Genomic DNA, 13,742 nt, shown 5'->3' with positions numbered 1-13,742 from the left:
GAGGACCCCCGACTCCTGCACACGTCCGTTGACCAAGCGATCATGTCCGTGCGGACAGGGTGTGTCCGCCGGAGGTCCGACCTGGGACCCGGTCCACCCCGGCGAGGCGCGCCCGCGTTCCCGCGCGGGCCGGCTCGGCCCTAGCCTGCGGGGTATGTCCACTCCCGCGCCGTCCGACATCCGTGCCTACCTCGAGATCCGCACCGCGTCGCCCAGCGGTTGGTCTCCCGACGGGGCGAGCCTGCTCGTCTCCTCGGATCTGCCCGGCAGTGCCCAGGTGCACCGCCTCGACCTCGCCGACGCGGTGCTGCCGGTGCCGGCGCACGACCTCGTACCGGTCACCCGCTTCGAGGAGCCGATCGGGGCCGGCTACCTGCCGGCCGACCCGACCGGCGCGAACGGGCACCGACTGCTGCTCGCCACCGACCGCGGCGGCAACGAGCGCCATCAGCTGTTCACCGCGCCGCACGCGCCGGCATCGGCGTTCACCGGACCGGACGAACTCGATGCGCTCGTCGTCGACGACGAGTACATCCACCGCCCCGGTGGCGTGACCCGCGACGGTCGGTTGCTGGCCTACGCGACCAACCGGGGGAACGGCGTCGCGTTCGACACCTGGGTGCGGGACCTGACCGACGGCAGCGAGCGGTGCGTGTTCGCGACCGGTGGGTGGACCGGTCCCGGCGGCTTCTCGCCGGACGGCCGCTACCTGGCCGTCACGGAGATGACCACCCGCCCCGGCGACAACGTGGTCCATCTCGTCGACCTCGAGCAGGTCGGCGACACCCCCCTGTCGGCCGGCGACCCGGGCGTCGTGGAGCTCGCGCCGCACCCCGAACGCGAGTCGAGCGTGGGGACGCCCTCCTGGCTGCCGGACGCGTCGGCGTTCTTCTTCTCCACCGACGTCGGCCGCGACCACAGCGCCATCGCGCGGGGCACCCCCGCCGGCGACCACGAGATCGTCGTCGAGACCGGATGGGACACCGGCTGCGGTGTCGACTGGTCCGGCCGGCACCTGCTGGTGGCCTGGAACGACGACGGTCGCACCCGGGTCCAGTTGCGGGATCCCGCCACGCTGGCGGTCACCGACGAGGTGCCGCTGCCCGGCGAGGGCGTGGCCGGGGGGTTCCGCTTCACCCGTGACGGTCGCTGGCTCGTGTTCGCGTTCACCTCCGCGACGGTCCCGGGTGACGTGTGGCGCTACGACACCGACGAGCGGCACCTGCAGCGTGTCACCGTCTCGCCGTGCGAGGTCGACCCCGCGACGTTCGTGACGCCGGAACTGGTGCGCTTCCCGTCGTTCGACGGCCTCGAGGTGCCCGCCTTCGTCTATCGCCCCCAGCGGGCACCCGAGCGGGGCCCGGCACCCGTGGTGGTGGTGATCCACGGTGGCCCCGAGAGCCAGTACCGGCCGAGCTTCCCGGCGCTGACGCAGTACCTCGTCGCGCAGGGGTTCGCGGTGGTCGCACCCAACGTGCGCGGCTCGACCGGGTACGGCCGGCGCTACCAGCACCTCGACGACGTCGACAAGCGGCTGGACTCGGTCGCCGACCTCGCGGCACTGCACGACTGGCTGCAGACGCAGGACGACCTCGACGCGTCCCGCGCCGCCCTCTACGGCGGGTCCTACGGCGGCTACATGACGCTGATGGGCCTGGTCACCCAACCCGAGCGGTGGGCGGCCGGTGTGGACGTGGTCGGGATGTCGAACCTGGTCACGTTCCTGGAGAACACCTCGGCGTGGCGGCGGGCCTTCCGTGAGCGCGAGTACGGCTCGCTCGAGCACGACCGCGACGTCCTGCTCGAGGCGTCGCCGATCACCTACGTCGACCGGTTGCGTGCGCCGCTGTTCGTCGTCCACGGCGCCAACGACCCGCGCGTGCCGCTGTCCGAGGCCGAGCAGCTGCACGCCGTGCTCGAGGAGCGGGGCGTGCGCAGCGAGCTGCTGGTCTACAAGGACGAGGGACACGGGCTGAGCAAGCTCGCCAACCGCATCGACTGCTACCCGAAGGTCGTCGCGTTCCTGCACGAGGTCCTCGGCGACTGACCTCGTGCGACCCCGGGGCGTGCGCGCCTGCTCGGGGGAACCGGGTCAGCCGAGCACGAAGGTGGCCCCGAACAGCACCGCGGCGAAGACGACGACGTAGCGCGCGAAACCGAGCAACGTCTCGCTCTGCACCAGCCGCAGCAGGAACGAGATCGCGAGGTAGCCGCTTGCGGCGGCCACGAGCACGCCGACGGCGATCTGCAGCGGGCCGAACGCCAGGGTGCCGGGCTCGGCCGTGCCGAGGTCGGGCAGCTTGAAGACGACCGCCCCGACGATGACCGGGATCGACAGCAGGAACGAGAACCGGGCGGCCGCCGCGCGCGAGAGTCCCAGGGCCATGCCGGCGGCGATCGTCGAACCGGAGCGGGAGATGCCGGGGAAGATCGCCAGGGCCTGCGCGACCCCGATGACGCCGGCGTCGCGCAGCGTGGTGGTGTCCTCGCCCCGGCCCGGGTCGAGGCGCCGCTCGGCGTCGTCGAGCTCGTCGACGGACTTGCCCAGCTGTGCCGCGGCGCGGTCGGTGCGCAACCGCTCCCCGAACCACAGCAGGAAGGCGGTCACCAGCAGGAAGCCGGACACGGCCCGGACCGAGCCGAACGCGGCCGCGAACACGTCCTCGAACAGCAGTCCGGCCAGCGCGGCGGGGACCGATCCGACGGCCAGCAGCACGAGCGTGCGTCGCGCGAGGCGTCGCTCGGTCACGGGATGGTCGCCCCCCAGGCCGGTCACCCGGGTGGCCAGGAACGCCAGGTCGCCGCGGAAGTAGACCACCACCGCCGCCAGCGTCCCGGCGTGCACCATGACGTCGAACGTCAGGCTGCCCGACGGCCAGCCGAGCAGGTACGGCACCCCCTGCAGGTGACCGGAGGAGGACACGGGGAGGAACTCGGTCAGGCCCTGGAGCAGGCCGAGCACGATCGCCTGGATCAGCAGCACGGGAAGGCGCAGGCCGGCGGAGCGGGGGACCACACGGCGAGCCGGCGAAGAATACTCCCGACGGTCGGGGTCCGACGACGGGGCGCCGGCCCGGTCCGAGGCCGTGGCGCGCCGCGAACATGGGGCGACGGCTGGACGCGGTCGCGTCCATGCCCGACGACGGAGAGGGCGACGGCGTGCGCGTGCTGGTCATCGGTGCGACCGGCTACATCGGTGGCCGGCTGGTTCCCGAACTGCTCGAGCGGGGGCACGAGGTCCGCTGCGGGGCCCGGACCCCGGCCAAGCTCGACGGCCGTCCGTGGCGGGACCGGGTGGAGATCGCCCGCGTCGACGTCGCCGAGCCCGACGAGATCCGGGCAGCGGCCGAGGGCTGTGACGCGGTGTACCTGCTCGTGCACTCCATGGACGGCGCGGGCAGCTTCGAGCAGCGCGACCGCGAGGCGGCGACCAACGTCCGTGACGCGGTCGCCGACGCCGGGGTGCGCCGGCTGGTCTACCTCGGCGGGCTGGGCCACGGCACCGGCCTCTCGCCGCACCTGCGCTCGCGGCAGGAGGTGGGGCGCATCCTCGCCGAGGGGCCCGTCCCGGTCACCGAGCTTCGCGCCGCGATCATCATCGGCTCGGGCAGCGCCTCGTTCGAGATGCTGCGCCACCTCGTCGAGGTGCTGCCCGTGATGACCACCCCGCGGTGGGTGGAGACGCGGTGTCAGCCGATCGCCGTCCGCGACGTGCTGGCGCTGCTGACCGAGGTCCTCGACGTCGAGGAGACCGCCGGCCGGGTGCTCGAGATCGGTGGGCCCGACGTGCTGACCTATCGCGAGCTGATGCAGACCTACGCCGAGGTGGCCGGCCTGCGCCGACGCGTCATCCTGCCGGTGCCGGTGCTGACCCCGTCGCTGTCGTCGCTGTGGATCGGCCTGGTGACCCCGCTGCCGACCGGCCTCGCGCGGCCGCTCGTGGAGAGCCTCGTCAACGAGGTGGTGGTGCGCGACGACACCGCGCAGCGGCTGCTGCCGCGGCAGCTGCTCCCCATCCGTGAGGTGCTGCGTCTGGCGCTCGAACGGGTCCAGGATCTCGAGGTCGCCACGACCTGGGCCGGCGCCGGGGGCACGCCCTCCCGCTCGGCCGTCCGTCACGGCCCCGAGGCCCCCCAGCCCGAGGATCCCGACTGGTCGGGCGGCACCGTGATGACCGACGAACGTCGGGTGCGGACCACGGCGCCACCGGCGGCGGTGTTCCAGGCGGTCAGTGGCATCGGCGGCCACCGCGGCTATCACGGCTTCCGCTGGATGTGGGAGACCCGTGGTGTGCTCGACAAGGTGGTCGGCGGCGTCGGGCTGCGCCGGGGACGCCGCCATCCCGTGGAGCTCGCCATCGGTGAGCCGGTCGACTTCTGGCGGGTCGAGGCGCTTCTTCCCGACCGGCTGCTGCGCCTGCGGGCGGAGATGAAGGTCCCGGGCACGGCCTGGCTGGAGTTCCGGGTCGAACCCGACGGGACCGGCGCCTGCCTGGACCAACTGGCCCGATTCCACCCACGCGGACTGTTCGGGCGCCTGTACTGGTGGGTCCTCACGCCCTTCCACGCCCTGATCTTCCCCCGCATGGCGCGCCGCCTCGCCGCGGAGGCGGAACGCATCGCCGGCGAGCCCGCCTCAGGGCGGTAGGACCACCGCGGTCAGCTGGCCGGAGGCGGCCGCCCCGGCGACCGCGGCGGCCTCGTCGCGTCCCACGGCGATCCACACCCGCGCCTCGTCGACCCGCACCACCTCGACCTCGGCGGCCAGCACGCTGCCCGATCCGTCGTGCGCGGCGCCGACGAGGTCGATGTGCGCGCCGGCGGGCAGCTCGGGCAGCAACTCGCGCGGCACGGCCACCCCGGCCTGCGTGTCGGCCAGTGCGCCGGCCACCCCGGTGGAGGCCAGGTGTCGTTCGGTGAGCACCGTGCCGGCCGGAACCGCGATCGTCAGGCGGGCGTCGCGAGGCGTCCGCACGGCGTCACCGGGCACGAGGTCGGCCGGCCAGTCGGTGGCCCGCACCGCGGCGTCCGCCAGCTCGCTGCCGACCGCCAGGTCGTCACCGGCGACCAGCACCGGCACCGGCCCGCCCCACGGTGAGGTCGACAGCCGCGCGAGGAAGGCTCCCAGGGCGCCGATCAGGAGCACCACGACGACGGCCAGCCGCAGCCGGGGTCCGGCACGGAACCACTGTTCGCTGAGCGCGTCGAGCGGCCGCGGCAGCACCACCGGGGCGCCGTCCAGGCGTGGGAGCACGGGAGCATCGGATCGGGTTCGCATGCGACGCACCCCACCACACGAACGCGCCTGCGTCCGATCGGGACGCAGGCGCGCGGTGGAAAACGTCAGGGTCGGGCGGTCAGGCGCTCTTCTTCGCCTCGCTCGACGTCGACGACGTGTTCGACGACGAACCCTCCGACGACGAGCCGCCCTTCGTGCCGCTGTCCTTGGCGGCGCCGGTGTCGGAGGACGACTCCGACGACGAGCCCTCCGAGGACGAGCCCTCCGACGACGACTCGCCCCGGTTGCCCCCGCCACGCTTCGACGAGGCGGCGTAGTCCTTGACGTGCCACCCGGAGCCCTTGAAGATCAGGCCGGCGGCGCTGTAGACCTTGCGCAGGGAGCCGGAGCAGGTGGGGCACTCGGTCAGCGCATCGTCCTGGAACGACTGCACGACCTCCAGGTGCTCACCGCAGTCCCGGCAGGCGTACTCGTAGGTGGGCATGGCAGCTCTCTTCCACACTCGCGCGCGAGCGACGACTGGCACTCGGCAGGGGCGAGTGCTGATTCTGCCGTAGGTCGGTCGGACCCGCAAACGATGCACCCGTTCAGCGGTCGGGCGTGCGGTGCAGCGCGCGGTGGACGGCACGGTCGGTGACCACCAGGTCCACCGTCGCGTCGTGGTGCTCGGTCGGGACCCGCGGCACGAGCTGGCACGCGAACGCGATGCCCACCCGTGTGGTGGTGCGGGGCAGGGACGCCAGCAGACGGTCGTAGTGTCCACCACCCTGGCCCAGGCGGCCCCCGAGTGGGTCGAACGCGACGCCGGGGACCAGGGCCACGTCGATGTCGGTGAGCTCGGCCGCCGCTCCGGCCGGCTCGCGGATGCCGCGGTAGCCCAGCTGGAGCGTGCGCAGGTCGGCGGCCGCCACCACCTCGAGGACCTCGCCGTCGACCCGGGGGAAGTAGGTCCGCACCTCACGGGCCAGCAACCGCGGCAGCAGCCCCGCCGGGTCCGCCTCGAACTCGGACGCGGCGTACAGCAGCACCCCCGACGCGCGACGCAGTTCCGGTAGGCGTGTCAACCGGCCGACCAGCCGGGCGTTGGCCGCCGCGCGTTCGGGACCGGACAGGGCTGCGCGTGCCGCGCGGGCGCAGGATCGCAGCGCGGCCTTCGGGGTGCCCTCCACGCGCCTGCCCGCTCCTCGGCCGCCGGTCGCTGCCGGTGCGCCGGTGGCCAGCCTACGGTCGGTCGGCCGCGCCCGAGAGGATTAGGCTCGGGACGCGCCGATCCAACGCGTGTCGTCTGCTCCAGGAGCACCCATGGTCCGCAAGGCCGTCCTGCCCGTCGCCGGACTCGGAACCCGCTTCCTGCCCGCCACCAAGGCCGTGCCGAAGGAGATGATGCCACTCGTCGACCGGCCGGCCATCCAGTACGTGGTCGAGGAGTGCGTGCGGGCCGGTCTCGACGACGTGCTGCTGGTCACCTCGACCGGCAAGTCCGCCATCCCGGACCACTTCGACCGACGGCTCGACCTCGAGCAGGCGCTCGAGGCGAAGGGCAAGGACGAGGAACTGGCCGTCGTCCGTCAGTTGGCGGAGCTCGCCCAGATGCACAGCATCCGGCAGGGCGAACAGCTCGGACTGGGCCACGCGGTGTTGATGGCGGCCGGGCACGTGGAGGCCGACGAGAGCTTCGCGGTGCTGCTCGGTGACGACATCGTCGATCCCGCGGTCCCCTTCCTCGAGCGCATGGTCGAGGCCCATGAGCGCACCGGTCGTCCCGTGGTGGCCCTGATGGAGGTGCCGCACGACCAGGTGCACCTCTACGGCGTCGCCGACGTGGAGGCGGGCGAACGCGACGGGGAGTTCACGATCCGACGCCTGGTGGAGAAGCCCGATCCGGCCGACGCTCCCTCGAACCTGATCGTGGTCGGCCGCTACGTGCTGCCGGGCAGCATCTTCGACGTCCTGCGCGACACCCCGCCGGGCAGCGGAGGCGAGATCCAGCTCACGGACGCCCTGGAGACCATGGCCGCCGAGGAACCCATCGTCGGGATCCGCCTCGACGACGAACGCTACGACACCGGCGACAAGCTCGGCTTCCTGAAGGCCACCGTGCAGCTCGCGGCCAAGCGGGACGACCTCGGCGACGAGTTCGTCGCCTGGCTGCGCGACTGGCTCGCGGAGCAGGACGCGTGACCCGTTTCGTCGGGCACGGACGCACGGAGGTCACCGCCGCCGAGGAGCTGACCCCGGTCGACGAGCACCTGCAGGCGATCCTCGACGCCCTGCCCACGCCCGACGCGATCGGACTGACCGTCTTCGACGCGCTCGGGTTGGTGCTCGCCGAGGACGTGGTCGGTCAGGCGATGCTGCCGGCCTTCGCCAACGCGGCGATGGACGGCTACGCGGTGGTCGCCGCCGACATCGCCGGCGCCAGCCTCGACCAGCCCGTCGAGCTGCCGGTGATCGGCGAGGTGGCCGCGGGAGCGGGCGCACCGGCGGGGGTCCCGCCCGGCAAGTCGGTACGGATCATGACCGGTGCTCCCGTCCCGGCCGGCACCGACGCGGTCGTGCCGGTCGAGACCACCTCGGGCGGTGCCGCGACGGCCGCCTTCCACCGGCCGGTCGCCGCGGGCGACCACATCCGCCGGCCCGGCGAGGACCTCCAGCCGGGGCAGGTGCTGCTGCGCTCGGGGCGCCGGGTCCAGCCCGCCGACGTCGGGTTGCTGACCGCCGCCGGGGTCGCACGGGTGCTGTGCGTCCCGCCGCCGCGGGTGGTCGTGCTCTCCAGCGGCGACGAACTGGTCCCGGCCAACCGCGAACCGGGACCGGGGCAGATCCGCGACTCGAACGGGCCGATGCTGGCGGCGATGGTCCGCGCCGCCGGCGGCATCCCGTTCACGACCGGGGTCGTGCCGGACGATCGCAAGGCCCTGATGTACGCCTTCGACACCAACCTCGGGCACGCCGACCTGTTCGTGTGCACCGGGGGGGCGAGTGCCGGTACCCGGGACCTGCTGCCCGACGTCATCGGGGCGATGGGGGAGGTCGCCACCGCCAAGGTCGCGATGAAGCCGGGTATGCCGCAGATCCGAGGCCGTATCGGCGGCACGCCGGTGATCGGCCTGCCCGGCAACCCCGTGTCGGCGTTCGTCTCGTTCGAGGTGTTCGTCCGGCCGGCGATCCGACTCCTCCAGGGCCGGCGGGACGTCACCCGGCCGGTGGTCACGGCACGGGTCGCCGAACCGCTGGTGGGGGCGTCGCGCAAGCGGCACTACGTGCGGGTGCGCCTCACGCGGACCGGCAGCGGGTGGTCGGCGACCCCGACCGGCGCCCAGGGCTCCCACGTCATCAGTTCGATCTCCTCGGCGGACGGACTCGCCGTCGTGCCCGAGGACCGCGACCGCCTCGAGGTCGGCGAGAGCGTTCCCGTCCAGTTGCTCATCGAGGGATGACCGTGCCCGAGCAGGACCCGACCGGACTCACCCACCTCGACGCCCGTGGCCGGGCCCGGATGGTCGACGTCGGCGACAAGCCGGTCACCGGTCGTACCGCGGTCGCCGAGGCGCGGGTGCGGATGCGCCCGGACGTGGCGGCCCGACTGGTCGCCGGCGACCTGCCCAAGGGCGACGCGCTGCCGGTCGCCCGGATCGCCGGCATCCAGGCGGCCAAGCGCACACCCGAGCTGATCCCGCTGTGCCACGGCATCGCCCTGACGGCGGTCGAGGTCGAGATCGACGTCGATGCCGAGGCAGGCACCGCCAGGGTCACGGGTACGGCCCGGGCCGCGGACCGCACCGGCGTCGAGATGGAGGCGATGACCGCCGTCAGCGTCGCCGCCCTGACCCTCTACGACCTGGTCAAGGCGGTCCAGCGCGACGTCGTGATCACCGACGTCCGACTGCGCCGCAAGACCGGGGGGCGCTCCGGAGACGTCGAGCTGCCCTAGCGCCGTCGCACCTGCTTCGTGTCGGCGTCGGCGTCGGTTACGGTCCGGCAACGCCCCGAGAACGGTGGCGTTCGGAAGACGACGAGGACCGGTGCGGGGACGTGGTGACGGGATCGTTCGTGGTGTTGGTCCTGCTGTGGGCCGTACTGCTGGTCCCGGGAGCGGTGCGCCGCTCCCGTGCGTCGTCACCCCTCGTGACCGTGGGAGGATTCGAACGGGCCATGACCGTGCTCCGCGACAACCGCAGCACGACCCGGCAACTGCTGGTGCCGGGCGACGCCGACCGCATCGTTGGTCGTGACGTCGACGAGACCGACCGCAGCTCGGGGGTGGATCGCCCCGAGGACCCGGTCGTCGCGACGCGGCGGCTGTGGTTCCTGCGTGCGCTGGTCGCGAGCGGTGTCTCGCTGGTGCTCGCCGTCGCCTTCGGGGGCTGGTTGTGGTTCCCCACCGTCCTGGTCGTGCTGGGCACGGCCGGGTACACCGTGCTGCTGCGTCAGCTCAAGCTCCAGCGCGACGAGGCCCGCCGGGTCGTGGCCGAACTGGACCTGCACCGGCCGGACGAGCCGACGACACCGGCCGCCGAGGTCGACGAGGTGTGGGGCGTCAGCGGCGGGGTGCGTCTGCGCCGCTGGGAGGCGTGAGCGACGCGCCGGCAGCACTGGCGGCGCTGACCGAACCGGTCCGGGGTCGGTTGGTCGCCCGCCACGAGGCGCGTGAGGTCGGCCTCGACGCGGGACGCGACGCGATCCGTGCGGCGGCGAACGCCATCCGGGCCACCCACCGCGCCGAGCACGAGCGGGCCGCGACACTGATCGACGAGGCGCGGTCCGCGCTGGCGGAGGCGTACACCGCGTGTGGGTCCTTCCCGGACGTCCTGCACGCCGGGTTCGTGCAGGACGCGGCCAAGGAGGTCGCCGAGGCGGTGCTGACCCGTGCCGCCGTGCGCGGCGAGCCGCTGCCGTCACCGGACCAGGTCGGCGTCGACGACGTGTCGTGGCTGCACGGGCTGGCGGAGACGGTCGGCGAACTGCGGCGCGCGAGCCTCGACCACGTCCGCGGTGGCCGGGTCGACGAGGCCGAGGCGGCGCTCGGGCTGATGCAGGAGATCCTCGCCGCGCTGGTGACCATCGACGTGCCTGACGGACTGAGCCGCGGACTGCGCCGGGCGACGGATGCGGCGCGCGCCATCACCGAGCGGACCCGCGGGGATCTCACCACCGCGGCCGGTCAGCGCGAGCTGCGCCGCGCCCTCGACGCCCACCGCGAGGCGTTGCAGCGGATGCTCGACCGCCCCGAGTGAGTCGCCGGCCCCGCCCGGCGCCCTCACCCCGTCCGCCGCGCCGCACGCCGACCGGTCGCCGATCTGACGGCGCGCCGGCGCCGCGCTACCCTTCCGCCCGCTGCGCCTCGCGGGGCGCGCGCCTGGACTTTCCCGGGGGTGTAGCTCAGTTCGGCAGAGCACTTCGTTCGCAACGAAGGGGCCGTCGGTTCAAATCCGATCACCTCCACCTCGAGAACCGCCCTACGGGGCGGTTCTCGCCGTTTCCGGTGAGTACCTCTCGAACCGGTGCGTATCGAGTCCGCAAGAAGCACGCACGGGCGGGCTCCAGGCTCCCGGGGCCATCGCCGCGCCGGAGGCGGTGCGTCCCTGCTCGACCACCTCGGCGAAGCCGGCGGCGCCGCTCCCGAGTTCGAGGAGCGTGGAGGACGCGCCGAGGACCTTCGCGCACAGCTCGCCGATGAGCTCGAGCACGGCCTCACGGTGGGGGACTACCGCCGCCAAGTACGACTCCCAGCCGTCGAACCAACCAGGGCCAGTCGGTCGGAGCGCTCGGTACTGGGGTCATCTGTTCGCTGCCGATCGGCAGATGCGTGGGGTGGCCAGCGCGGGCCCCGGCCCGCCAGCCGTGGCGCCGACCGCCGCCCACGCAGACTTCAGCGAAGACGAGCGGTTCTCGCTGATCGACCGGAGCGACGACAGCCGGATCGCCTACGTCCACGGCGACCACTGGCACGGCAGCCTGCCGGCCGTACCGCTCGACGGCCGGTTGTCGCTCGGTGCGACGATCCTCGACGACGACGGCGAGGAGATCTCCCTCGACGGCTCGCCCTACGAGCTCGGCGTCGCCCTGGCGACCGGTGCCGAGGACGGCGTCCTCGACCTCGTCATGCACGGCGACCACGTGTACCTGCGCGGTGAGTCCGAGGGCGAGACCTCGGTCGTCTTCCAGCTGCTCGACGACGGCGACGTCGCGTACGAGACCCCGTCGATGACGGTCACCGTCAGCGCCGATGTCGAGGGTGACCGTGGCGATGACCATGGTCACGGCCACGACGACGATCACGGTCACTCCCACGACGACGATCACGGCCACGCTCACGACGACGACCACGATCACGATCACGATCACGACGATGCGCCGGTCGGCGGCGTCGATGCCGGCTTCGGTGGCGTTGCTGCCGCTGGGATGAGCACCACCACGGTGCTGTTCGCCGGGATGGTCCTGTTCGCGCTGCTCGCGCTCGCCGTCGCGGCGTGGCCCGCCGTGCGCTCGATCCGTCGCTGAGGAACGTCACCGCATGACGCAGGGTCAGCGCTCGAGGGGCTCCCGGCTGTGTGCCGCGGGGCTCCTCGGCCTGGTGGCGCTCGTCTTCGGCGTCACCGCCGTCGCGTGGGAAGACGCGCCCACGGGGCCGGATGCCTCGGAGGATCCGGCTCATCGCCAGGACGGCGTCATCTTCTCGCCGGATGCTCCTGGCCCGAGCGACGACCTGGCATCCGGTGCGCGAGACCCCGAGCGCCGCGACGCGGGTGCCGACCACCGGCCACTCACCCTGCCGGTACAGGTCACCGTCCCCTCCGTCTCGATCGATGCCGAGATCGAACCGGTCGGTGCCGACGATGATCGTCGCCTCGTCGTGCCACCTCCGGAGTTGGCCGGCTGGTTCGAGGGCCGTGCCGTACCTGGACAGCGCGGGCCGGCCGTGCTCGTCGGTCACGTCGACTCGCGCGAGGGACCTGCGGTCTTCCACGGGCTCGACCGTGTCGAAGCTGGTGACCGCATCGAGGTGACCGACGAAAGCGTCACGCGGGTCGCCTTCGAGGTCGAGCGCGTGCAGGTCGTCCCGAAGGACGACTTCCCGACCGGCGACGTCTACGACGCGGTCGATCGCGCCGAGCTGCGGCTGATCACCTGCGGGGGTCCGTTCGACCGCGACGCCGGCAGCTATCGCGACAACGTCATCGTCTTCGCCGTTGCGCTCGACGAGGCATCGGCCGACGACGCTCGCTGAGGTCCCGGGTGCGGAGTCCGGATCGCGGGGGACCGTGGAGGTCGTCGGGCCGGGACGTTCCGTGGCGCTCTCGTCGAGATGACTGCTCGGCGGCGATCCGCAGGTGACCGTCGAAGAGCTCCGTGCACTGTGGGCGCGTCGCCGAGAACGGGGCGTTGCGGCAAAGAGGGCGAAGGTCGTCAGGCGCCGTCGAGACGTTCGAGGATCGCTCCGCAGACGCGGGCCAGTTCGTCGACGTCCTCGGGGTCCAGCCCATCGAAGACGAGCTGGCGGACGGTGGCGACGTGGCCGGGAGCGGCGGCAACGACCTCGTCCCAGCCGGTGTCGGTGAGTACGGCCAAGGTGGCGCGTGCGTCGTCGGGGCAGGGGCGCCGCGTGGCCCAACCACGCTTTTCGAGCCGGGACATGACGTGGGAGAGCCTCGACAGCGACGCGTTGGCTCGCGCGGCGAGCTGGCTCATGCGGAGCGTGCGGTCGGGAGTCTCGCTGAGCAACGCGATCACCCAGTACTCGAAGTGGCTCATCCCGGCGTCGCGCTGCAACCGTGCTTCGAGTTCGCTGGGCAGCTTGAGGATGACGGCGGCCAACTGCCGCCAGGCACGTTGCTCGGCGGCGTCCAGCCAGAGCGGTTCCCGCCGGTCGCCTTGCTGCTGGTCGTCGGCGGTGACCGAGGTCGCCGGGGTGTCGTCAGGCATCGGCGGTCGCCGTCACGAGGCGTCCGACACGGCATCGTCGGGCAGGTGCCAGGCGGTGCGGATCCCGGACCACCTGACGATCTCGGCGTCGAGGTCGAGCCGTTCGACCGGCGCCTGGTCCTCGTAGGCGCCCCACTGCTCGCGCGGCAGCATCCACATGATCTCGAACTCGTTGCCGTCGGGGTCGGCGCCGTAGACGCTCAGCGTGGCGCCGTGGCTCGACTCGCCGGTGAACGCGCCGGCCTCCGCGAGGCTGCGGCGGGCGTCGGCGAGCTCGTCGACGGTGTCGAGCTGCCAGGCCAGGTGGTAGAGCCCGATGGCGCCGCGGCGCTTGGGTCCCCCGTCGGTGCCGACACCGAACAGCCCCAGGTCGTGGTGGTTGCCGGAGCGGGGCAGGCGCAGGAAGGCGGCGTCGGCCCGTGGCTCACGCGCGACGACCTGCATGCCGAAGGTGCCGGTGTAGAACTCCACCGAGCGTTCGAGGTCGGCGACGAACAGCACCGCGTGGTTGAGACGAACGGGCGAGAACACCATCGTCGGATCCCTTCGCTGTCTGGGACGGTGGTGAGGGGGCCGGT

15 protein-coding genes and 1 tRNA gene are annotated in these 13,742 nt (G+C 73.0%); 10 read left to right on the top strand and 6 right to left on the bottom strand.

The window, feature by feature from the left end:
• Window positions 1–154 precede the first annotated feature (154 nt).
• Entirely contained in the window at window positions 155–2,047 is a 1,893-nt protein-coding gene (locus tag ELR47_RS17130; RefSeq protein WP_130650984.1) for a S9 family peptidase, read from the top strand.
• A 45-nt stretch (window positions 2,048–2,092) separates the two neighbouring features.
• Here the strand turns inward: ELR47_RS17130 and ELR47_RS17125 are convergent, their stop codons facing one another.
• Window positions 2,093–3,016, bottom strand: a complete 924-nt coding sequence (locus ELR47_RS17125) for an undecaprenyl-diphosphate phosphatase (protein WP_205745343.1) — start codon at window positions 3,014–3,016, stop codon at window positions 2,093–2,095.
• 116 nt (window positions 3,017–3,132) lie between these two features.
• Between ELR47_RS17125 and ELR47_RS17120 the strand changes: the two genes are divergently transcribed.
• Entirely contained in the window at window positions 3,133–4,647 is a 1,515-nt protein-coding gene (locus ELR47_RS17120; protein WP_130650983.1) for an SDR family oxidoreductase, read from the top strand.
• Here ELR47_RS17120 and ELR47_RS17115 read toward each other — a convergent pair.
• The 3 genes from ELR47_RS17115 to ELR47_RS17105 all read right to left on the bottom strand — a co-directional run bounded on the left by ELR47_RS17115 (window position 4,636) and on the right by ELR47_RS17105 (window position 6,407).
• Complete coding sequence (locus tag ELR47_RS17115) at window positions 4,636–5,277, bottom strand: CpaB family protein (RefSeq protein ID WP_130650982.1); 642 nt, start codon at window positions 5,275–5,277, stop codon at window positions 4,636–4,638. The genes ELR47_RS17120 and ELR47_RS17115 overlap by 12 nt on opposite strands.
• Before the next feature lie 79 nt (window positions 5,278–5,356).
• Entirely contained in the window at window positions 5,357–5,722 is a 366-nt protein-coding gene (locus ELR47_RS17110; protein WP_130650981.1) for an FmdB family zinc ribbon protein, read from the bottom strand.
• A 103-nt stretch (window positions 5,723–5,825) separates the two neighbouring features.
• Window positions 5,826–6,407: a 5-formyltetrahydrofolate cyclo-ligase gene (locus ELR47_RS17105; RefSeq protein WP_165404167.1), complete on the bottom strand. Its 582-nt coding sequence runs from the start codon at window positions 6,405–6,407 to the stop codon at window positions 5,826–5,828.
• Window positions 6,408–6,540: 133 nt separating this feature from the next.
• Between ELR47_RS17105 and galU the strand changes: the two genes are divergently transcribed.
• From galU to ELR47_RS17065, 8 genes are all read left to right on the top strand, one after another.
• The gene (gene galU, locus ELR47_RS17100) at window positions 6,541–7,419 is read left to right on the top strand and encodes a UTP--glucose-1-phosphate uridylyltransferase GalU (protein WP_130650979.1); all 879 of its coding nucleotides are present in this window, start codon (window positions 6,541–6,543) and stop codon (window positions 7,417–7,419) included.
• Complete coding sequence (locus ELR47_RS17095) at window positions 7,416–8,678, top strand: molybdopterin molybdotransferase MoeA (protein ID WP_205745342.1); 1,263 nt, start codon at window positions 7,416–7,418, stop codon at window positions 8,676–8,678. The genes galU and ELR47_RS17095 overlap by 4 nt, the downstream gene beginning before the upstream one ends.
• Window positions 8,675–9,172: a cyclic pyranopterin monophosphate synthase MoaC gene (moaC, locus tag ELR47_RS17090; protein WP_130650978.1), complete on the top strand. Its 498-nt coding sequence runs from the start codon at window positions 8,675–8,677 to the stop codon at window positions 9,170–9,172. Before ELR47_RS17095 ends, moaC begins: the two co-directional genes overlap by 4 nt.
• Window positions 9,173–9,276: 104 nt before the next feature.
• The gene (locus ELR47_RS17085; protein ID WP_130650977.1) at window positions 9,277–9,816 is read left to right on the top strand and encodes a hypothetical protein; all 540 of its coding nucleotides are present in this window, start codon (window positions 9,277–9,279) and stop codon (window positions 9,814–9,816) included.
• Entirely contained in the window at window positions 9,813–10,475 is a 663-nt protein-coding gene (locus ELR47_RS17080; protein ID WP_130650976.1) for a translin family protein, read from the top strand. Before ELR47_RS17085 ends, ELR47_RS17080 begins: the two co-directional genes overlap by 4 nt.
• A gap of 134 nt (window positions 10,476–10,609) precedes the next feature.
• Window positions 10,610–10,683: transfer RNA gene (locus tag ELR47_RS17075), tRNA-Ala, on the top strand.
• A gap of 192 nt (window positions 10,684–10,875) precedes the next feature.
• On the top strand, window positions 10,876–11,742 hold the full coding sequence (locus tag ELR47_RS17070) for a hypothetical protein (protein ID WP_130650975.1): 867 nt from the start codon (window positions 10,876–10,878) through the stop codon (window positions 11,740–11,742).
• A 13-nt stretch (window positions 11,743–11,755) separates the two neighbouring features.
• Window positions 11,756–12,469, top strand: coding sequence for a class F sortase (locus ELR47_RS17065; protein WP_205745341.1), 714 nt, complete (start codon window positions 11,756–11,758; stop codon window positions 12,467–12,469).
• A gap of 179 nt (window positions 12,470–12,648) precedes the next feature.
• Here ELR47_RS17065 and ELR47_RS17060 read toward each other — a convergent pair whose 3' ends face one another.
• On the bottom strand, window positions 12,649–13,164 hold the full coding sequence (locus tag ELR47_RS17060) for a MarR family winged helix-turn-helix transcriptional regulator (RefSeq protein WP_130650974.1): 516 nt from the start codon (window positions 13,162–13,164) through the stop codon (window positions 12,649–12,651).
• A gap of 12 nt (window positions 13,165–13,176) precedes the next feature.
• A complete protein-coding gene (locus ELR47_RS17055) occupies window positions 13,177–13,698 on the bottom strand; it encodes a VOC family protein (protein ID WP_130650973.1) in 522 nt (173 codons plus the stop codon).
• Window positions 13,699–13,742 lie beyond the last annotated feature (44 nt).

Source organism: Egicoccus halophilus, from assembly GCF_004300825.1.
Taxonomy (GTDB): domain Bacteria; phylum Actinomycetota; class Nitriliruptoria; order Nitriliruptorales; family Nitriliruptoraceae; genus Egicoccus; species Egicoccus halophilus.
This window is presented reverse-complemented; position numbering and strand designations above follow the sequence as displayed.